The 19,394-nt window shown below is 37.3% G+C and carries 21 protein-coding genes and 1 riboswitch; of the genes, 16 read left to right on the forward strand and 5 right to left on the reverse strand.

Annotated elements, in window-relative coordinates:
- Positions 1–178 precede the first annotated feature (178 nt).
- The 7 genes from H8787_RS05615 (at position 179) to H8787_RS05645 (ending at position 6,428) form a co-directional block, all read left to right on the forward strand.
- Entirely contained in the window at positions 179–1,438 is a 1,260-nt protein-coding gene (locus tag H8787_RS05615) for a UDP-N-acetylglucosamine 1-carboxyvinyltransferase (protein ID WP_187327644.1), read from the forward strand.
- A 76-nt stretch (positions 1,439–1,514) separates the two neighbouring features.
- Positions 1,515–2,066, forward strand: coding sequence for a GNAT family N-acetyltransferase (locus H8787_RS05620; protein ID WP_003069207.1), 552 nt, complete (start codon positions 1,515–1,517; stop codon positions 2,064–2,066).
- On the forward strand, positions 2,059–3,336 hold the full coding sequence (spxR, locus tag H8787_RS05625) for a CBS-HotDog domain-containing transcription factor SpxR (RefSeq protein WP_187327645.1): 1,278 nt from the start codon (positions 2,059–2,061) through the stop codon (positions 3,334–3,336). Before H8787_RS05620 ends, spxR begins: the two co-directional genes overlap by 8 nt.
- Before the next feature lie 24 nt (positions 3,337–3,360).
- Positions 3,361–4,218 carry a methionyl aminopeptidase gene (locus tag H8787_RS05630; protein ID WP_049492808.1) on the forward strand — a complete coding sequence of 286 codons (858 nt, stop codon included), beginning with the start codon at positions 3,361–3,363 and terminating at the stop codon, positions 4,216–4,218.
- A gap of 52 nt (positions 4,219–4,270) precedes the next feature.
- Positions 4,271–5,173, forward strand: a complete 903-nt coding sequence (locus H8787_RS05635) for a YihY/virulence factor BrkB family protein (protein WP_187327646.1) — start codon at positions 4,271–4,273, stop codon at positions 5,171–5,173.
- Positions 5,174–5,259: 86 nt separating this feature from the next.
- Positions 5,260–5,721 carry a MarR family winged helix-turn-helix transcriptional regulator gene (locus H8787_RS05640; RefSeq protein WP_020997766.1) on the forward strand — a complete coding sequence of 154 codons (462 nt, stop codon included), beginning with the start codon at positions 5,260–5,262 and terminating at the stop codon, positions 5,719–5,721.
- Positions 5,721–6,428, forward strand: coding sequence for a B3/4 domain-containing protein (locus tag H8787_RS05645; RefSeq protein WP_049476896.1), 708 nt, complete (start codon positions 5,721–5,723; stop codon positions 6,426–6,428). Before H8787_RS05640 ends, H8787_RS05645 begins: the two co-directional genes overlap by 1 nt.
- A 67-nt stretch (positions 6,429–6,495) precedes the next feature.
- Here the strand turns inward: H8787_RS05645 and H8787_RS05650 are convergent, their stop codons facing one another.
- Positions 6,496–6,939 (reverse strand): GtrA family protein, encoded by a 444-nt coding sequence (locus H8787_RS05650; RefSeq protein WP_187327647.1) that lies wholly within the window; start codon positions 6,937–6,939, stop codon positions 6,496–6,498.
- Positions 6,940–6,967: 28 nt separating this feature from the next.
- A riboswitch (PreQ1 riboswitch) is annotated at positions 6,968–7,077 on the forward strand.
- Here H8787_RS05650 and H8787_RS05655 point away from each other — a divergent pair.
- On the forward strand, positions 7,075–7,584 hold the full coding sequence (locus H8787_RS05655; RefSeq protein WP_187327648.1) for a QueT transporter family protein: 510 nt from the start codon (positions 7,075–7,077) through the stop codon (positions 7,582–7,584). Its footprint overlaps the riboswitch before it by 3 nt.
- A 55-nt stretch (positions 7,585–7,639) precedes the next feature.
- On the opposite strand, the gene H8787_RS05660 is transcribed toward H8787_RS05655, so the two are convergent.
- Together H8787_RS05660 and H8787_RS05665 are read right to left on the reverse strand one after the other, a co-directional pair.
- Entirely contained in the window at positions 7,640–8,689 is a 1,050-nt protein-coding gene (locus tag H8787_RS05660; RefSeq protein ID WP_003029822.1) for a PTS sugar transporter subunit IIC, read from the reverse strand.
- Between the two features lie 24 nt (positions 8,690–8,713).
- Entirely contained in the window at positions 8,714–9,661 is a 948-nt protein-coding gene (locus tag H8787_RS05665; protein ID WP_003069195.1) for a 2-dehydropantoate 2-reductase, read from the reverse strand.
- A gap of 317 nt (positions 9,662–9,978) precedes the next feature.
- Between H8787_RS05665 and ligA the strand changes: the two genes are divergently transcribed.
- The 5 genes from ligA to kphA all read left to right on the forward strand — a co-directional run bounded on the left by ligA (position 9,979) and on the right by kphA (position 15,865).
- Entirely contained in the window at positions 9,979–11,937 is a 1,959-nt protein-coding gene (ligA, locus tag H8787_RS05670; RefSeq protein ID WP_039677074.1) for an NAD-dependent DNA ligase LigA, read from the forward strand.
- A gap of 8 nt (positions 11,938–11,945) precedes the next feature.
- On the forward strand, positions 11,946–12,917 hold the full coding sequence (locus tag H8787_RS05675; RefSeq protein ID WP_006269514.1) for a diacylglycerol kinase family lipid kinase: 972 nt from the start codon (positions 11,946–11,948) through the stop codon (positions 12,915–12,917).
- Positions 12,918–15,218 carry a type I pullulanase gene (gene pulA, locus H8787_RS05680; RefSeq protein WP_187327649.1) on the forward strand — a complete coding sequence of 767 codons (2,301 nt, stop codon included), beginning with the start codon at positions 12,918–12,920 and terminating at the stop codon, positions 15,216–15,218. It begins immediately after the preceding gene.
- 116 nt (positions 15,219–15,334) lie between these two features.
- Positions 15,335–15,607: a 30S ribosomal protein S16 gene (rpsP, locus tag H8787_RS05685; protein ID WP_003034395.1), complete on the forward strand. Its 273-nt coding sequence runs from the start codon at positions 15,335–15,337 to the stop codon at positions 15,605–15,607.
- Positions 15,608–15,625: 18 nt separating this feature from the next.
- A complete protein-coding gene (gene kphA, locus H8787_RS05690) occupies positions 15,626–15,865 on the forward strand; it encodes an RNA-binding protein KphA (protein WP_003001620.1) in 240 nt (79 codons plus the stop codon).
- Between the two features lie 59 nt (positions 15,866–15,924).
- On the opposite strand, the gene H8787_RS05695 is transcribed toward kphA, so the two are convergent.
- Both H8787_RS05695 and H8787_RS05700 read right to left on the reverse strand, forming a co-directional pair.
- Positions 15,925–16,434 carry a transcription repressor NadR gene (locus H8787_RS05695; RefSeq protein ID WP_006269552.1) on the reverse strand — a complete coding sequence of 170 codons (510 nt, stop codon included), beginning with the start codon at positions 16,432–16,434 and terminating at the stop codon, positions 15,925–15,927.
- A 38-nt stretch (positions 16,435–16,472) separates the two neighbouring features.
- On the reverse strand, positions 16,473–16,997 hold the full coding sequence (locus tag H8787_RS05700; protein ID WP_003034468.1) for an ECF transporter S component: 525 nt from the start codon (positions 16,995–16,997) through the stop codon (positions 16,473–16,475).
- A 141-nt stretch (positions 16,998–17,138) separates the two neighbouring features.
- Here H8787_RS05700 and H8787_RS05705 point away from each other — a divergent pair, with 141 nt between their 5' ends.
- From H8787_RS05705 to H8787_RS05715, 3 genes are read left to right on the forward strand one after another with little or no spacing between them, the layout of a single operon-like run.
- Entirely contained in the window at positions 17,139–18,002 is an 864-nt protein-coding gene (locus H8787_RS05705) for a GNAT family N-acetyltransferase (protein ID WP_187327650.1), read from the forward strand.
- Between the two features lie 55 nt (positions 18,003–18,057).
- The gene (locus tag H8787_RS05710) at positions 18,058–18,690 is read left to right on the forward strand and encodes a copper homeostasis protein CutC (RefSeq protein WP_187327651.1); all 633 of its coding nucleotides are present in this window, start codon (positions 18,058–18,060) and stop codon (positions 18,688–18,690) included.
- 12 nt (positions 18,691–18,702) lie between these two features.
- Complete coding sequence (locus H8787_RS05715) at positions 18,703–19,374, forward strand: MmcQ/YjbR family DNA-binding protein (RefSeq protein WP_187327652.1); 672 nt, start codon at positions 18,703–18,705, stop codon at positions 19,372–19,374.
- Positions 19,375–19,394: the final 20 nt, after the last annotated feature.

Here is a 19,394-nt window from a genome sequence, read left to right on the forward strand (position 1 = left end):
AAAATTGATTTTGTCCCGCTCTTTTTAGAATGCCACCAAAATAAAAGAGTTTTGTAATCGTTATATAACAAGAATGACAAGTTAAAAGAGATTTCTTTAAAGGGATAGGATTTTCACAGAAACTGTGTTATAATAAAGTGCAGTATATTTGATTATAAATTCCTTGAAAGAGCTAAAAATGAAAAAAATTGTAATTAATGGTGGTCGCCCCTTAAAGGGAGAGGTGACCATTAGCGGTGCTAAAAATAGCGTGGTTGCTTTAATTCCAGCGATAATTTTATCTGATGAAATTGTAACATTGGATTGTGTGCCAGATATTTCCGATGTTGTGAGTTTGATTGACATCATGGAAGCTATGGGAGCAAGCGTTGAGCGTCAAGACGATACACTGAAAATTGATCCTCGTGGGATAAAAAATATGCCTATGCCTTATGGTAAAATCAATAGCTTGCGTGCTTCTTATTACTTTTATGGTAGTTTGCTTGGACGCTATGGTGAAGCAACAGTTGGCTTGCCTGGTGGCTGTGATTTGGGGCCTCGACCGATTGATTTGCATATCAAAGCTTTTGAAGCTATGGGGGCTACTATGACCTATGAGGGAAATTCCATGAACCTTTCGACAGGTGGCGAGCGGCTTCATGGAGCTAGTATTTACATGGATACAGTAAGTGTCGGAGCGACTATTAATACCATGCTTGCAGCGGTAAAGGCAAAAGGACGTACTGTTATTGAAAATGCGGCTCGTGAGCCTGAAATCATTGATGTAGCGACACTTTTAAATAATATGGGAGCCCACATCCGAGGGGCCGGTACTGACATTATTATCATCGAAGGTGTTGATAAGCTCCATGGAACTCGTCACCAAGTTATTCCGGATCGAATTGAAGCAGGAACTTATATCTCAATGGCAGCAGCAATTGGTGAAGGAGTGCAAATCAATAATGTCCTTTATGAACACTTAGAGAGCTTTATTGCGAAATTAGAAGAAATGGGAGTCCGCATGACCGTTTCTGAAGATAGCGTGTATGTCGAAAAGCAGCATAATTTGAAAGCAATCAACATTAAGACTGCTCCTTATCCAGGCTTTGCTACAGACTTGCAACAGCCCATTACGCCGCTTTTATTAACGGCTAAGGGACGTGGTTTGATTATTGATACGATTTATGAAAAGCGAGTAAATCATGTCGCTGAATTAGCAAAAATGACCGGTAAGATTTCAACAAGTGCCAATCATATTGCTTATGAAGGACCTAATCAATTGCAAGGGGCAGTCGTCAAAGCAACTGATTTGCGAGCAGGAGCAGCTCTTGTAATCGCAGGATTGCTAGCTCACGGAAAAACTGAGATTACAAATGTAGAATTTATTTTGCGTGGCTATTCAAATATTATTGAAAAGTTGACTAATTTAGGAGCAAATATTCAGCTGGTTGAAGAATAACTTTGAATAGTGTTGGCATGATGAAGTGGGATAGCTCAGTTGGTACGCCAGCTGAGCTTTATCTTCGAGGTAAGGTATGAATTTGTGGACAAAATTGGCAGAATTTGCCTTTATAGAAACAGAACATTTAGTATTGCGTCCCTTTTCCTTTATGGATAGTGAAGATTTTTATAAAATTGCCTCCAATCCTGAAAATCTACATTTCATTTTTCCTGCACAGGCTAATTTGCAAGAAAGCCAACATGTATTGGCTAATTATTTCATGAAATATCCTCTTGGAATTTGGGCGATCTGTGATAAAGATTCTGGGCAAATGATTGGTTCTGTTAAATTTGAAAAAATGGATGAAATCAGAGGCGAAGCAGAATTAGGTTATTTTCTTCACCAAGCTTATTGGGGACGCGGTTTGATGACTGAATGTGTCAAAAATATTATTTATCTTTCTTTTACACAATTTGGGTTTAAGAAGTTACGAATTGTCACTCATCTGGAAAATAAAGCTAGTCAACGAGTTGCTCAAAAGTCTGGTTTTCGGTTTGGTCGTCAATTTAGGGGAAGCGATCGTTATACACGTAAAATGCAGGATTATTTAGAGTTTTGCTATGAAAAAGGAGACTTTCATGAGTAAGCATCAAGAAATTATCACTTATTTAGAAGAATTACCAGTAGGAAAGCGTGTCAGTGTACGCAGTATCTCTAATTTTTTAGGAGTAAGTGAGGGAACTGCTTACCGTGCAATTAAAGAAGCAGAAAACCGTGGATTGGTTGAAACGCGTCCTCGTAGTGGCACGATTCGTGTAAAATCTCCTAGGGTGGAGCTAGAACATTTAACATATAAGGAAATTGCAGAAATTACAGGTTCTGAAGTCTTGGCTGGTCAGGATGGACTTGAAAAGGAATTCAGTAAATTCTCAATCGGAGCAATGACCGAAAAGAATCTCTTACGCTACTTAACGGAAGGAGGTCTCTTGATTATTGGAGACCGCACCCGTATTCAGTTATTAGCCTTGAAGCATGAAAATGCTGTGTTAGTGACAGGTGGTTTGGAAGTAAGCCGTGATGTTTTAAAATTAGCGAATCGCTTAAGCATTCCTGTTCTAAGATCACAACATGATACCTTTACAGTTGCGACAATCATCAATCGTGCACTGTCCAATATGCAGATTAAAACAGATATTTTAACAGTAGAGCAAGTGTATCGGGGGAGTCACGAATATGGATTCTTGAAAGATACTGATACTGTTCGTGATTTTATGGATTTGGTCCGGAAAAATCGCAATAGTCGTTTTCCTGTAGTGAATCAGCATAATATGGTAGTTGGTGTGGTAACAATGCGTGATACTAGTGATAAATCACCTCACACTATTTTGGATAAAGTGATGACGAAAAATATCTATGCCGTCACTTTAAATACTAGTATTGCCAATGTTAGTCAGCGTATGATTACAGAAGATTTTGAAATGGTACCAGTTATTCGCAACGATCAAACTCTGCTTGGAGTCATCACGCGTCGTGATGTCATGGAAAAAATGAGTCGCGACCAAGTCTCCAGCCTGCCCACTTTCAGCGATCAAGTCTCTCAAAAACTGCGTCACATTAATGATGAATTTACTTTTGTTGTAGAGCCTTTTATGTTAGAAAATAACGGTGTCTTATCTAATGGTATTTTGACAGAAATTTTAACGACAGCAACGCATCAGTATGTGACATCTGGCAAGAACAATATTGTCATTGAGCAAATGACAATTTATTTCTTGCAAGCTGTTCAGATTGATGAAAGTTTGACACTTCGTCCAAGAATAGTTCGACAAACAAGGCATTCTGCCATTTTAGATTATGATATTTATTTAAAACTTCAATTGGTTGCAAAAGCGACGATTATAGTAAAGATAAACTAATACCTCAGATATTAAGGAGAAAGAATGATAACTTTAAAATCACAACGTGAAATTGATTTAATGGGAAAAAGCGGCGCATTTCTCGCCAGTATTCATATTGGTTTAAGGGATTTGATTAAGCCGGGCATTGACATGTGGGAAATTGAAGAATATGTCCGCAGACGTTGTAAGGAGGATAATGCTCTTCCGCTTCAGATTGGTGTGGAAGGCAGCATCATGGATTACCCTTATGCCACTTGCTGCTCATTGAATGATGAAGTGGCACATGCTTTTCCACGTCACAAAAAATTAGTTGAAGGTGATTTAATCAAAGTAGATATGGTCGTTGGCTTGGTTGATAAAGCTGAGTTAGATGTTTCTAAACTTGATTTCAATAATGTGGAACAAATGAAACACTATACGGAAAATTTCCGTGGAGGTGTGGCGGATTCTTGCTGGGCTTATGCAGTTGGTCAAGTGAGTGAAGAAGTACAACAATTGATGGAGGTTACAAAAGAATGCCTTTATCGTGGAATTGAAGCTGCTCAAGTTGGCAATCGGATTGGTGACATTGGTGCAGCGATTCAAGAATATGCGGAAAGTCATGGTTATGGTGTTGTTCGTGACTTAGTAGGACATGGTGTTGGACCAACTATGCACGAAGAGCCAATGGTGCCTCATTACGGACGTGCTGGACGTGGTTTACGTCTTCGTGAAGGAATGGTCTTGACAATTGAGCCGATGATTTCAACAGGCACTTGGGAGATTGACACAGATTTTGAGACGGGGTGGGCTCATAAAACGCTGGACGGTGGACTTTCTTGTCAATACGAACATCAATTTGTGATTACCAAAGATGGTCCTGTTATCTTGACCAGTCAAGGGGAAGAAGGAACGTATTAAAACTAGAAGTAGAATGAGGGGGCTTTTTGCTCCTTCTTCTATAGGGGATGAGATGAAGAAGTTGGTTTCTAGGATCGGACATAATCCATTTTTACAAGCTTTTTTTAAATTTTATCAGGCATCTGAGATTGATTTGACCAGCATTGCAGTGGCTTATTATTTGTTGATTTCAATTTTTCCATTGCTGTTAATTGTTGTGAATATATTGCCTTATTTTCAAATTCCAATAGCAGAATTTTTAGAAGCGATAGAAGATGTTCTGCCAGAGTCACTTTATGAAGTGATTGCAAAGGTCATTCGTAATGTATTAACCCAACCGTCTTCTGGCTTGTTGAGCTTCTCCATTCTTTCGGCTTTATGGGCTTTTTCACAATCAATGTCTTTCTTGCAAAAAGCTTTTAATAAAGCTTATGGTGTCGCCAAAGATAGAGGACTCATTTCGCACAGATTGTTTAGTATAGTGATGAGTTTAGGATTACAGTTGCTCTTTGCTCTTTCTCTTTTGATGACAATGTTTGGGCGAATGTCTCTTCGTCTGCTCCATAGTTTTTGGGGATTTGATAACCAGCTTTATACTAGTCTACAAAAGATGACGCAGCCAACCATTTACACTTTACTTTTTCTTTCTTTATTGATGTTGTATTACTTTTTACCTAATGTCAAAATCAAGAAAATTCGCTATGTACTACCAGGAACGGTTTTTGTAGTTCTTACAATTGGTGTATTGCTAAATTTGTTTTCCGTTTATTTGGACACCTATGTAAATCACTTAATGGATGTTCGATTTTTCAGTTCCATTTTTGTTGTGGTCGTGATGATTTGGTTTACTCTCATTGCTCAAATACTTATTATTGGCGCGATTCTAAATGCAAGTTATCAACGTTGTCACGAAAGTTCATTTGAAACAAGGCATAAACAATTGACCACACGACTCATTCAAAAAACAAAAAAATGAAAAAAGAAGATAAAACTTCTTTTTTTAATATTATTTTATTGCATTTGCAACAAAAATAGTTTATAATAATTTGCGAAGGAGGGAATATGACTATTTTGCGGGAAATTGGAATTATTGCTCGAGCGCTGGATTCGATTGCGAATATTGAATTTCGTGATATTGATTTGGCACGTGGACAGTATTTGTATTTAGTCCGAATTGCTGAAAATCCAGGGATTATTCAGGAAGAGTTGTCTGAACTTTTAAAAGTAGATCGTTCAACGGTTGCCCGTTCTGTGAAGAAATTGGAGAAAAAAGGATTTTTAGAACAGAAGTCAGCACCTGATAACCGAAAAAACAAAGAATGGTTTGTTACAAAAAAAGGCGCGGCTCTCTATCCATTTATTTTAGCTGAAAATCAATATTCTGAGCAAACTTCATTGCAGGGATTTTCGATAGCAGAAGCAAAGCAGTTGGAGGAAATGTTGATTCGAGTTCGCGAAAATATCACAGGTGATTGGGATTCAGTAAAAAAAGGACAAAAAAGAAATTACGAAAGAGGTAGATGATGAAAGTTACAGTTGAAAATGAATTTTGGGAGTTATTTCCTCAAGCACAAATTAGTATTATGGTAGCTAAAGGATTGGATAATAGTGTTGATGAAAGCAAGGACCTTTATTTTAAATCCTTGTTAGACAAGGGAAGCAAACGAGCAGAAGATTTTATTTCTGATGAACCATTTACGCAAAATGAGGTTATTCAGGAATGGCGGCAGGCTTTTACCAAATTTAAAACTAAAAAAGGAGCCCGTTCTTCCATTGAAGCACTTTTAAAAAGAGTGAGTCAAGGTCGTGAGTTCAATCCAATCAATCCATTGGTGGATATTTATAATAGTGTTTCACTTTCTTATGCTGTGCCTTGTGGTGGTGAAGATATTGACAAAATTAAGGGAGGACTACATTTAGCTAAAGCGCAAGGTGGAGAACCTTTCTTTCCGCTTGGAGCAGAGACGGATGCACCAGCTCTTCCAGAAGAAATCATCTACCATGATGATGAAGGAGCTGTTTGTCGTTGTCTCAACTGGCGCGAAGCTAAGCGAACTATGCTGACAGAAGAAACCAGAGATGCAGTGCTAGTTATTGAAGCTGTCAATGAAGAACAAGCAAAACGTGCACAAGCTGCTATGCAAGAATTGCAATATTTGGTAGAAGATTATTTTGGTGTAAAAGGAGAAATCACTCACTTGACAATGGAGCATCCAAGTGTAGAAATTTAAGAATAAAAAAGAGCTTCAAAGCTCTTTGGGATTAAAAACAAGCCACCATTTTGAGTAGGTTTGTTTTTTATTTCTTTGATTTATTTTTAAATACAAAGATTTTACTGAAAACATAATTGAGCACAATAATAATAATTTGAGCAAGCAAAGTTTCAATAGTGTTGACCGTTTTAATGTCATTGTGGACAAATTGACCAATAATAGCAGGAAAAGTAGTAACGAAAACGAGTGTGAGTCCCATATCCAATAAAAAGGTAGAGAGTCGCGCAACAACAAACTTGATAAAACGAGAGAACCAACCCTTTCTTTCTTGTTTAAAAACAATCGTATCGTTTGTTACAAAAGCAAAGAGGATACCAGCGATATTTCCTAAGGCGGTCGCCAATAGTTCGTTGTTACTAAATGCATAATAGAGTATGCGTGTGATGATAGCAACAATCGTGGTAGCCAATCCAAAAAACAGGTAAGATAAAATTTCATTGTCAAAGAAAGATTTTATACATTTTTTCATACGTTCAGTCTATCATAATTTCTAAAATTGTGCTATACTTGAAAAGCTGTATTAATGTTCTCAATGCAGCCCTTGGCGCTTAGTTTCCTTTCGCCAAGCATATTATACGCGGTTATAGCCGCCAAAGGAGAAAACATGGAAAAATTTACTATTCGCGATATGGCTCAGATTGCTCTCGTTGCTGCGATTTATGTCGCTCTAACAATGACACCGCCCCTGAATGCTATTAGTTATGGAGCCTATCAATTTCGGATTTCTGAAATGATGAATTTTATGGCTTTTTATAAACCCAAGTACATCATTGGGGTCACACTGGGCTGTATGATTGCTAATTTGTTTAGTTTTGGAATCATTGATGTCTTTGTTGGTGGCGGATCAACCTTGGTCTTTTTGAGTTTGGGTGTGTATTTCTTTAGAAAATACATGAACGAATATTTGTTTAACGGATTGATCAATAAAGCTTTCTTTTATTTTGCGATTTTCTTTTCATTTTCAATGATTACAATTGCTGCAGAGTTATATTTTGTTGCGAAAGCCCCGTTTCTTTTTACATGGTTTACAACGGCAATTGGAGAGTTTGTTTCACTCATTATTGGTGGAATTTTAATGGACAAGCTAAATAAGCGGATTGACTTGGAGAAATAAATGCTTTGAATAGCAGACTAATAAAAAATCTGTCGAAGATTCGACAGATTTTTTATTAGTCTTGGAATTTAAATACAACAGAAGAGTCATATAGTTTCAAGATTTTTTCAAAAACAATTTTACTTGCAAGGGCTGCAAGGATTGGAACAATGAGCCATACAACAACTGCTAAAGCTATATTTAATCCTGCATCAATAGAGGCTAATGGTCCAACCAAACCTACGAGGCCAAAACCTGCTGACTGAGCTGTTCCACTGACTGAGAAAAGAGCTACCGGGATAGCGGATATAACGGCTGTTGTCAAACACGGAACTAAAATAATTGGATATTTAAAGACGTTTGGCATCATCAATTTCATAGCTCCCAAAGCAATAGCTAAAGTCACCCCTGAATTATTCACTTTCCAAGAGTGAACAACTAAAGCAACAGCTGTAGCTGCCACGCCCATTGCTGAAGCTCCGGCTGAAATTCCATTTAATTGAATGGCTAAACCAATGGCAACGGTTGAGATTGGAGAAATGATAATAAAGGCAAATGAACAACAAATTAAAATCGACATCAATAGCGGTTGTAAGTGTGTAAATTCATTGATAACCACTCCAATGCCAGTTGTAATTTGTTTAACAAATGGCAAGAGCAGTAAGCCAATCAAGGCTGCACCTACCCCGACGACAATTGGCATAGCTACCACAGCTGTTGAACCAAATCGATCTTTGATTAACATAAGCATGCCAACTGCGATAGCTGCTGTTAACATGGTGTTAATTAGGTCTCCTGTGCCAGCTCCGACATATTTTCCAAGTTCAGTATTGAAAGTGACGACACCTGAAGCTACAAAAGCAGCTCCTGCAGTGACCATCATCTGCATGGGTTTAAATCCAAATTGCAAAGCGATTAACCCACCGATAATCAATGGTGTAGCTAATTGGAAGATAACAGCAATATGAATAATGGTCTGTGCAATTGGCACGGTGCTGAAATATTTTAAAATAGCTGATAAAACAGCGTTTGGAATTAAACCAATAATAACTCCTAATGCCGTTCCCGACAATACTTTATTGACAAAAATTTTTGCCGTCATCTTTTCTTGTGCTTGTGTTTCCATCTAATTTCCCTTTCTGTTTCCAAACTATTTAGCGCCTAATATTTGTTCTTTGCAGTGAACCAATTCTGTTAAGAAGGAGCAATATGGGGTTTGTATACCATACTTTTGCCCTTTTCGAACGACAGCTCCGTTGATATAATCAATTTCTGTCAGACGATTATGCTCGTTCAAATCTTGATACATTGATGGGTGATGTAATCCGATTGTATCTCGATTGTAGCAATTTTTTTCGATGTAATCTACAGTTTCCTCAACATTCAAATCGACATTTTCATATTTTGCAACCGCCGCAAATTCGCTGACAATGCGCTCAACAATTGTATGGGCGGGAGTGGTGTCACCGAAATCTGCCATATTAGAAAGTAAAATAGTGCATAAACCATTCATTGTCCCGTTTACACAGGCTTTTTTATAAATGGCGTGCAAGATATTTTCAGAATACTGTGCGTTCAATCCAGCAGAATTTAAGATTTCTACAATGTGATCAGCTGCTTGTTTCGCTTTTGAATCTGAAACGAGATTCTTCAGTGCAACAGTTCCGTTTCCGAATAACTTCACTCGACCTGGTCCTTCCATACCTGCTGTCCACATAGTATTTCCGATCATGATATGCTCTTTTGGAACATATTTTTCAATGATTTCTTCATGTCCAATTCCATTCAATAAACAAAGAACATTTGTGTGCTCTTTTATCAATGGCTGAATGTCTGTTAGCATTGCTTCTAACTGCATTGCTTTAGTAAATAGAATGATTAAATCACTGGACAAAGTTGGTTCTACTTCGTTTTGAAGATAAATTGGCAATTTCGCAACAAGCTCCTCGCCATTAAAATTAGCCTGCAAGCCATTTTTTTGGATAGCTTTTACATGGTCTGCCCAACCATCTACTAAAATGACCTTATGACCCGCTTGATGCAACATGAGACCAAACCGGCTGCCCATTGCACCTGCACCTGCAATTGTAATATTCACAATAAGATTCCTCCTCTATATTGTTTGGATTATTTCTTTATTAAAAGAAAATGAACTATATATATTTTACTTCTTTTATCTTTTTTTATCAATTAAATTTTGAATTTATAATTTTTGAAGTTGTAGGCTGGCTCTAGCTTTTTAACCAAAAAAATTCATTAAATTATTTGTAAAAATACAGCAGATTTTAGCTAGTAAATACTTATAATATTTAGACATCATTGTTTTTACGCTGTTTTATTTGATATGTCTAAATTTTTTATGATATTAACAGTAATAATCCTGTAGAATCGTATGTTTTATGATAAAATAGAAATATGAAAGACAGAATGTTAGAACTGGTGAATCTACTAAATCAATATGCGCATGAATATTATACAACTGATAATCCAAGCGTATCGGATAGTGAATATGATAGGTTATATCATGAATTGTTAGATTTAGAACAGCAATACCCAGAGCTCGTTCAGGCTGATAGCCCAACTCATCGTGTGGGTGGTAAGGTTTTAGAAGGGTTTGAAAAATACCAACATCAGTATCCGCTATATAGTTTGCAGGATGCTTTTTCACGTGAAGAGTTAGAGGCATTTGATGTACGGATTCGCAAAGATTTTCCAAAGGTGAGTTATCTGTGTGAGTTAAAAATTGATGGTCTCTCCATTTCTCTTATGTATGAAAATGGTATTTTGGTTGCAGGAGCCACTCGGGGAGATGGCTCCGTCGGAGAAAATATCACAGAAAATTTAAAAAGGGTGAAAGATATTCCGCTAACTTTGCCAACTGCTGTAAATTTGACAGTTCGTGGTGAATGTTACATGCCACGTAGTTCTTTTGACGCAGTGAATCAACTGCGTCAAGAAAATGGAGAGCCAGAATTTGCAAATCCGAGAAATGCAGCGGCAGGAACGCTGCGTCAGTTGGATACTGCAATTGTTGCCAAGCGAAATCTAGCAACTTTTCTTTATCAAGAAGCCAGTCCAACAGATGTGTCAACTCAAGAAGCTGTTTTAAATAAGTTATCTAAAAATGGATTTAGCGTAAATGAACGGCATATTTTGGCATATTCGATGGATGAAGTATGGCGATTTATAGAGCAAATCAATCACGAACGTGCGCAATTGCCTTATGATATTGACGGTGTTGTCATCAAGGTAAATGATTTATCTGTTCAAGAAGAGCTCGGTTTTACCGTGAAAGCTCCTAAATGGGCGATTGCTTATAAATTTCCGGCGGAAGAAAAAGAAGCACAGCTTTTATCGGTTGATTGGACGGTTGGGCGAACTGGAGTGGTTACACCGACCGCTAATCTTACACCTGTGAAATTAGCAGGGACAACCGTCAGTCGAGCAACTCTGCACAATGTCGATTACATTGCTGAAAAAGATATTCGTAAAGACGATACAGTTATCGTTTATAAGGCGGGTGATATCATTCCAGCTGTTTTGCGAGTGGTTGAAAACAGGCGCCAATCAGAAGAGCAACTAGAGATTCCAACGAACTGTCCAAGTTGCAACAGCGAGCTGATTCACTTTGAAGATGAGGTGGCTTTGCGCTGTATCAATCCGCGCTGTCCTGCACAAATTAAGGAGGGGTTGATTCATTTCGCGAGCCGTGATGCCATGAATATCACAGGGCTTGGACCAGCAGTGGTGGAGAAATTATTTGCTCAGGAATTGGTGAAAGATGTGGCTGGCATTTACCACTTGACTGTCGAAGATTTGTTGCAATTGGAGAATGTTAAGGAAAAATCAGCTAACAAGTTGTACTCTGCTATTCAAGCTTCTAAAGAAAATTCAGCAGAGAAATTACTATTTGGGTTGGGCATTCGCCATGTTGGAAGCAAAGCGAGTCAGATTTTGTTAGAGCATTTTCATGATTTGGAACAATTAGCAAAAGCAGAAAGAGAAGAAATTGTTGCACTGGATAGTCTAGGAATGGTGATTGCAGAAAGTTTGACTAGTTATTTTGCTCAGGAAGGATCGCAGATTCTACTGAGAGAATTGAAAGAAGCAGGGCTTAATCTAGCTTACTTAGGTGAAAAAGTTGCAGCAAACGCAGTTCTTTCTGGATTGACCGTTGTCTTAACAGGAAAATTAGAACGATTGAATCGTTCAGAAGCAAAAGTAAAATTAGAAAGTTTAGGTGCAAAGGTGACGAGCTCTGTTTCTAAAAAAACGAGTTTAGTCGTTGCTGGAGCAGATGCAGGAAGTAAATTAATAAAAGCTCAAGAGTTAGGCATTGACATTCGTGATGAATCTTGGCTTGAGAGCTTGTAGAGGTTTGTATGGAAACAGCTAGAAAAAGAGCACGATTGATTTATAATCCGACCTCTGGTCAGGAAATTATTAAAAAAAATATCGCAGAAGTTTTAGACGTTTTAGAAGATGTGGGTTATGAAACAAGTGCTTATCAGACAACGCCCGCTCCTTTATCAGCTCAAAACGAAGCAGAGAGAGCGGCTAAAGCAGGATTTGATTTAATTGTGGCAGCTGGTGGCGATGGAACAATTAACGAAGTGGTTAATGGAGTGGCACCGTTGGAAAACCGTCCTAAGTTGGCGTTTATTCCTACTGGTACAACCAATGATTATGCGCGTGCTCTCAAAATTCCAATGGGAGATCCAGTAGCAGCTGCTCGGATTATTGAAAAAGATCAAACCATAAAAATGGATATTGGTCAGGCTTATGGGAAAAAATATTTCATCAATATCGCTGCGGCAGGGACTTTGACAGAATTAACATATAGTGTTCCAAGTGAAGTAAAATCGCGCCTTGGTTATCTTGCTTATGTAGCCAAGGGAGCGGAAATGCTGCCAAAATCTAAATTACGTAAAGTACATATTGAGCACGACCACGGTGTGTTTGAAGGCAAGGTCTCTTTAATCTTTGTTGCCTTAACCAATTCAATCGGTGGTTTTGAAAAATTAGCGCCAGATACGGTGTTAGATGACGGAAATTTCACCTTGATTTTAGTGAAAACTGCTCGCTTATTTGATATGCTGGGCTTAATGATTCAAGCCATCAATGGCGGACAGCATGTGACTGATGCGAATGTAGAATATTTAAAAACAAGTAAATTAAAATTAGAAGTTTTAGATAAAAAAGCACCATTTATGTTGAATTTGGATGGTGAATATGGTGGAGACACTCCTGTTGAGTTAGAAGTTCTTCATAACCATTTAGAATTTTTTGCAAATATTGATGAGATTAGCGATAGCGCTTTGTCGTTAGAAAATAAAAATAATCAGGAGAATTAGATGTTAGACTATCGTGTCTTAATTCATTACCACAATCAGTTAGACAATTATGCGGCTTACAATATGTGGAAGTGGCAAATGAATCAATGGGGAGAGGAGGCTTCTTTTTTTCAGAGAGATGACTTTGGCATTCAAGGGAATTTATCGTATAAGAGTAATCAGGCTTTGGGATATGTACATGTCATTGTAAAAACAATCGATTGGTCTCACCAGTCGGTTGATTATTCCATTCAGTTATTACCTCCTCATCTGGTGACGGAAATTTGGATTATTGAAGGAGACAGTCAAGTTTATTATTCCCGACAAGCTGCTATGACTAGTCCGTATTATGCAAAGCAAGATCCTCATGCTTTTGATATGGCATTAGATAGCAAACGTTTTGATCAGCATTGGGGCTATCAAGGTTGGCTAGGTTGTCGGTATGATGGTAAAAAAGCTGAATTTAAACTTTGGGCACCAACTGCAAAAAAAGTTCAATTAGTGGTGTATAAGAATGGTAGTAACCACTCGAAAATCTGGAAAGTTTATGACTTACAAAGAGGGAAAAATTTTTCAAAAGATCATTCTGAAAATACAATCGGAATTTGGTCTCGAGTGATTTCAGATGATCTAGCAGATAGAGCTTATCAGTACCAATTAGAGTTTGAACATCACAAAACATTGACGCGTGACCCATACGCCGAAGCAACAACTGAAGACGGGAAACGCTCTGTCATTTTGTCACCTACAGAGCGAAATCCAAAACATTTTCAAGTGAAACAAGGCCAACAAGCGACTTGGCGTTTGGATAATCCTTGTCAGGCAGTTATTTATGAAATGCATGTGCGAGATTTGACAAAGTCTAGTAGTTCTGGTGTATCTAAAAAATACCGAGGTACCTTTTTAGGTGCTTGTCAAAAAGGAACTAAAAATCAATCTGGTCAGGCGACGGGATTTGATTATATCCAATCTTTAGGTATCAATGTTGTACAATTGCAGCCAATCTCTGATCGACACAAAGAGTATGATTGGTATGGAAATGTGACCTACAATTGGGGGTATGATCCACAAAATTACAATGCTCCAGAAACGAGTTTTTCAACAAATCCAACAAAGCCATCTCAAGGCATGCGGGACTTAAAAACAATGATTCAAGCCTATCACGATGCAGACATTTCCGTGGTGATAGACGTTGTCTACAACCATATTTATTCTACCTATGATTCTTCTTTTCAAGCCACAATGCCCGATTATTATTATCGAATGAATCCAGATGGCTCTTTCCAAAACGGAACAGGTGTAGGGAGCGAGACAGCTAGTGAGCACGAGATGTTCCGGAAATATATGATTGATTCGCTCCTTTATTGGGTAAAAGAGTATAATATTGACGGTTTTCGTTTTGATTTGATGGGAATTCATGACATTGAAACCATGCGTCAGATTCGAGAAGCGTTAGATGAGATTGATCCGAGAATCCTGACTTATGGAGAAGGATGGGACATGGGAACAGGATTGCTTCCTCTTGATAAAGCTAAGAAAGATAATGCTTTTGAATTATCAAATATCGGATTTTTCAATGATACTGAACGTGATGCGATTAAAGGAGCAGAGGTCTACGGTGGCTTAAAAGCTGGTTTTGTCAGTGGAGAGGCAACAGAGGCTATTATTGCGAAAGCAATATTAGGAAGCAATGAGTTAGGGACTTATCTGACGCCAAACCAAGTTGTGAACTATGTAGAAGCGCATGATAATTATAATTTGCATGACTTGTTAGTGGAACTACACCCAGATGATGATGACTTGACTCGTACTAAACGGATTGAATTAGCGACTGCGATGAATCTGCTGTTGCAAGGTATGAGTTTTATGGAACTAGGACAGGAATTTTCACGTAGCAAGCTAATAGCAACTGGAGAAAATGGTCAAACTATTCAGGAAGATCGTGAGCGTGCTATGAATAGTTATAACGCTCCTGACACTGTCAATCAGGTGGATTGGGATTTGATAGCTGATCACCAAGAAAGTATTGACTACATCAAAAAGATTATCCATTTAAAAACTATGACAAAAGAATTTTCTTATCAACATTACGAAGACATTTACCAGCACGTCTTTGTGCACTCAGCTCATTCAGGAAGTGGGATTGTTATTTTTGAGGTGAAAGATGAGAAATATTATCTCATTATTTTCAATGCAAGCGGTCAAAGTTACAACATTGAAGATATTGGCAATTTGAGACTTGTAGCTGGAAATAGTCGTCAAGTTAGTGATTCTTTTGTTGAAGATTTGACAGCGACAGTCTTTGAAGTTGTAGAGTGGTAAATTTAAAGATGTCAAGTTTTTTTCTTGACACCTATTCTTACTTGTGATATGATAGAGTACGTTGGTAATAGCTCTGCTATACCTAAAAATAAAAAGAGAAAAGAGAAATTTTAAAAATGGCAGTTAAAATTCGTTTAACTCGTATGGGTTCTAAGAAAAAACCTTACTATCGTATTAACGTAGCAGATTCACGTTCACCACGTGATGGACGTTTCATCGAAACAATCGGAACTTATAATCCACTTGTTGCTGAAAACCAAGTTACCTTGAAAGAAGATCGTGTTCTTGACTGGTTGTCGAAAGGTGCTCAACCTTCTGATACAGTTCGCAACATCCTTTCAAAAGCTGGTGTGATGAAGAAATTTCACGATTCAAAATACTCTAAATAACAGAATTGCAGGTTGACTATGGACACGATTGAAAATCTTATTATTGCAATAGTGAAACCTTTGATTTCACAACCAGATGCTTTAACTATCAAGATTGAAGATACACCAGAATTTTTGGAATATCATTTGGATCTTGATCCTAGCGATGTTGGACGTGTAATTGGTCGTAAAGGTCGCACAATTTCTGCGATAAGAACGATTGTTTACTCTGTTCCAACCGAAGATAAAAAAGTTAGAATTGTTATTGATGAAAAATAAAATAGAGCCACTCAGGCTCTATTTTTGGAAATCTATACTTAAAATGACTTGTGTATGTTTTACATTAGAAAACCTAAGTTTTCTAATGCTTTTTCAATATAATCTAAATCTTGCTGCGAATCGGCTTCAACCAAATGATAATGAATGCCATCTGTCAATTCAGATAAACCTCGAAAATTACTTTCATGAATTTGTTGGATAAAATGTTGGACATCTCTGCGACAAGTTAATTTCAGATACGTTTGGATTTCCCCATAAACGGGATGCTCCACCATAATATTTTGGACTCGTCCGCCATTGTCTACGATTGCCAACAATTCTGTTTCGATATCTTCAATTGTGTGCTTGACTTTAAAAAGCTGGTGGTAATATTTAACAGTATCGTTCATTTTGTAAATATAACCCCGATTTGTGCTAATAATAGGAGCACCATCAGCTCGAAGAACGGCAATATCTTGAACAATAATTTGGCGCGTAACATTGAATTTTTCTGCTAGAATTTGACCATTTAAAGGAGTTTCCGCATTTTTTAAAAGTTGTAATAAATCAGTTCTTCTTTTTTTTATCATAAATTCATTGTAGAATAAATCCGTTAAATATTCAAGGTTTAACGGATTTTTTGTAGAGTCTTATAAATAAATTGTGCAATGATAAAGTCAACGATGCTATGAATAATTGTTCCAACACCTACGAGAATGAAGAGAAGGTAAAACATATTTTCTGGAAAAGAAGTAGAGGCGTAAAAGATGAGACAAGCAAGAACTTCAGCAATCGCGTGAACGAAAGCAAGAATAATATTTAGTATCCAAGTTTGAATTGGTTTATCTAAAGTTTTAGGATATTTTCTAAGGTAAAGAGCACCTAACAATCCGAAGAAGAGATGAGATAAGGCACGAAGAACAATAACAATAGGATAACCAGCTGCTAAGAATCCAAAGGTGGAACCTAGAATAACGACTAAAGTCATCAAAGGAGAGATAAACATGGCTAAAAAGATAGGGACATGGCTTGCTAACGTATAAGAAGCGGGTGGAATAATAATTTTTACAGGCATAATCATAGGAATGACAATAGCTAGCGCTGTCAAAAGAGCTGTGAGAGTTATAAATTGGTTTTTTGTTTTTGGTTTCATAATCCCCTCCATTTACTGTATACACATAAGTATATTTTACTGTTTTTACAGATAATGTCAAGAGAAAATTTCGATAAAGTAAACAAAATTCTTAAATAGTAGGTACTATGTTTGTTAGAATATTAATAAGAGGAGAAAACTATGATAGATATGTTGGAACAGCCAGAGTATATTGCTATTCATTCTTCCTTACGTTTGCGAAAGTATGATGGACAAGCTCATCTAGCTTTTTCTTGGTATCAGAATCCTGATGTAATCCGTTTGATTGATGGTAGTAGAGAGCCTTATACACTTCAGCGAATCAAGAAAATGTATGACTATCTTACTCAGCATGGAGAAGTGTATTTTATTGAGATTCTGATAAATGAAAATTGGATGCCAATTGGTGATGTAAGTTTTTGGCAAGAGGATATGCCTATTGTTATTGGTAACTCAGATTATCGTGGTCATGGAATCGGGAAGACTGTTGTTCAAGCATTAATTGAACGTGGACGTCAGCTGGGCTATGAACGTTTGTATGTTCGAGAAATTTATGATTACAATACTGCTTCTAAAAAGATGTTTGAATCGGTAGGATTTTATCCCATAGAAAAGACTGAAAAAGGACATCGCTATGCTTTGGATTTACTGCTTCCTTTATCAGCTATTCAACCAAGTCAATTTTATCTTTCAGAAGAGAAACTAAAGCAGGTTCAGACATGGTTTGATACAAAGAACATAAGTAGTTTAAAACCCTTACCAATTAAGCGCTTCCAAGACAAAATCTTTTTTACTGATGGACACAGTAGAGCATTTATAGCTTATCAAGCTGGTTTTGAAGAGATTCCAGTTTATGCAGAAAAAGACGATTTGAATTGGGAGTTCTATTCCTATTGTCTTCAAGTTTGTGACAAAATAGGTATTGCTACAATAAAAGATTTAGAAAATCGGATTTTGTCTATGTCGGATTACAAGAAAAATTGGTTAGATTGGTGTCAACGAGTCGCAAAGAAGTTTGAGGAATAAATAAAGATTGTGTTATAATGGTTAAGAAAACTGTTTCATATAGAAGAGGTCAAAAATGATTTATGAATTTTGTGCAGAAAACGTGACTGATTTGGAAAAAGCCATGCAAACAGGTGCTCGGAGGGTTGAGCTTTGTGATAATCTGGCGGTGGGTGGAACGACGCCTAGCTATGGTGTCATAAAAGCAGCTGTAGAGTTAGTGAGTCCTTATCATACAACTGTTATAACGATGATTCGTCCACGTGGAGGAGATTTTGTATACAATGATTTAGAAATGAAAATCATGTTAGAGGATATTCAAATGGCTCGCAAAGCTGGTACACATGGTGTAGTGTTTGGTGCATTGACAGTTGCTAATGAAATTGATTATCTAAAAATGGAAAAGTTGGTAGAAGCTGCTCAAGGATTAGAAATCGTCTTTCACATGGCTTTTGACGCTATTCCAAGGAAACAGCAATTTAGTACAATAGACTGGTTAATTGGACATGGTGTGAGTAGAATCTTAACTCATGGAGGAGTAGCTACAGAGCCGATTCAAAATCATTTTCTCTGGTTAAATACTTTGATAAAGCATGCAGCTGGTCGAATTGAAATTTTACCAGGAGGTGGTATTACGGTTAATAATCGTGATGAAATTATCGCAAATCTTGGCGTGAACCAACTTCATGGCACCAAAATTGTATTTTAGAAAGTAAAAATCATGTTAGATTTATTTGAGAAATACCAAGCAAATCCAGAAAAATTACAAGCCTTTGGTTTTGAAAAAAGAGGAGTAGAGTTTGTTTATTCTCAGGAAATAATGAAGGGCGACTTTTTATTACAACTAAAATTACAGGGTGAGAAGCTGGACTACCAAGTGCTTGATCAAGAAACAGGCGATGAATATGTGCAGGTCAAAATGGAGCAGATGATGGGTGAATTTATTGGACAGGTTCGTGAAGCTTGTCAAGAGATTTTCCTGATGATTCGAGCTAACTGTTTTGACGAAGTTGGCTTTCTTTATAAACAGAGTAGCCGTTTGCAAGATTATGTTGCAAAAACCTATGATGGAAAGCTGGAATACCTCTGGGAAAAGTCTTCCAGGAAGGGTTCTACCAAAGCTGGAGTTTTCCGTCATCAAGATAGTAAAAAATGGTATGGGGCCTTTCTGACTACAGATTGGTCTAAGTTTGAAGCAGATCGAAGTGGTATTATTGAGATACTTAATATTAAGAATGAACATGTGGTAGAGCTAATTCAGAGAAAGGGGATCTACCCAGCCTTTCACATGAACAAAAAATATTGGCTTAGCCTGCCCTTGGATGATACTTTAACAGATATAGAACTTTTTGCTCTTTTGGACGAAAGTTTTACATTAACCAAAAAGAAATGAGAAACACAGTTAGCTTGCAC

It is taken from the genome of Streptococcus sp. NSJ-72 (assembly GCF_014334035.1).
GTDB lineage: Bacteria > Bacillota > Bacilli > Lactobacillales > Streptococcaceae > Streptococcus > Streptococcus constellatus.

Coding starts and splice junctions, on each gene's coding strand:
- H8787_RS05615 (WP_187327644.1), top strand. CDS start 179: ATGAAAAAAATTGTAATTAATGGTGGTCGCCCCTTAAAGGGAGAGGTG.
- H8787_RS05620 (WP_003069207.1), top strand. CDS start 1,515: ATGAATTTGTGGACAAAATTGGCAGAATTTGCCTTTATAGAAACAGAA.
- spxR (WP_187327645.1), top strand. CDS start 2,059: ATGAGTAAGCATCAAGAAATTATCACTTATTTAGAAGAATTACCAGTA.
- H8787_RS05630 (WP_049492808.1), top strand. CDS start 3,361: ATGATAACTTTAAAATCACAACGTGAAATTGATTTAATGGGAAAAAGC.
- H8787_RS05635 (WP_187327646.1), top strand. CDS start 4,271: ATGAAGAAGTTGGTTTCTAGGATCGGACATAATCCATTTTTACAAGCT.
- H8787_RS05640 (WP_020997766.1), top strand. CDS start 5,260: ATGACTATTTTGCGGGAAATTGGAATTATTGCTCGAGCGCTGGATTCG.
- H8787_RS05645 (WP_049476896.1), top strand. CDS start 5,721: ATGAAAGTTACAGTTGAAAATGAATTTTGGGAGTTATTTCCTCAAGCA.
- H8787_RS05650 (WP_187327647.1), bottom strand. CDS start 6,939: ATGAAAAAATGTATAAAATCTTTCTTTGACAATGAAATTTTATCTTAC.
- H8787_RS05655 (WP_187327648.1), top strand. CDS start 7,075: ATGGAAAAATTTACTATTCGCGATATGGCTCAGATTGCTCTCGTTGCT.
- H8787_RS05660 (WP_003029822.1), bottom strand. CDS start 8,689: ATGGAAACACAAGCACAAGAAAAGATGACGGCAAAAATTTTTGTCAAT.
- ligA (WP_039677074.1), top strand. CDS start 9,979: ATGAAAGACAGAATGTTAGAACTGGTGAATCTACTAAATCAATATGCG.
- H8787_RS05675 (WP_006269514.1), top strand. CDS start 11,946: ATGGAAACAGCTAGAAAAAGAGCACGATTGATTTATAATCCGACCTCT.
- pulA (WP_187327649.1), top strand. CDS start 12,918: ATGTTAGACTATCGTGTCTTAATTCATTACCACAATCAGTTAGACAAT.
- rpsP (WP_003034395.1), top strand. CDS start 15,335: ATGGCAGTTAAAATTCGTTTAACTCGTATGGGTTCTAAGAAAAAACCT.
- kphA (WP_003001620.1), top strand. CDS start 15,626: ATGGACACGATTGAAAATCTTATTATTGCAATAGTGAAACCTTTGATT.
- H8787_RS05695 (WP_006269552.1), bottom strand. CDS start 16,434: ATGATAAAAAAAAGAAGAACTGATTTATTACAACTTTTAAAAAATGCG.
- H8787_RS05700 (WP_003034468.1), bottom strand. CDS start 16,997: ATGAAACCAAAAACAAAAAACCAATTTATAACTCTCACAGCTCTTTTG.
- H8787_RS05705 (WP_187327650.1), top strand. CDS start 17,139: ATGATAGATATGTTGGAACAGCCAGAGTATATTGCTATTCATTCTTCC.
- H8787_RS05710 (WP_187327651.1), top strand. CDS start 18,058: ATGATTTATGAATTTTGTGCAGAAAACGTGACTGATTTGGAAAAAGCC.
- H8787_RS05715 (WP_187327652.1), top strand. CDS start 18,703: ATGTTAGATTTATTTGAGAAATACCAAGCAAATCCAGAAAAATTACAA.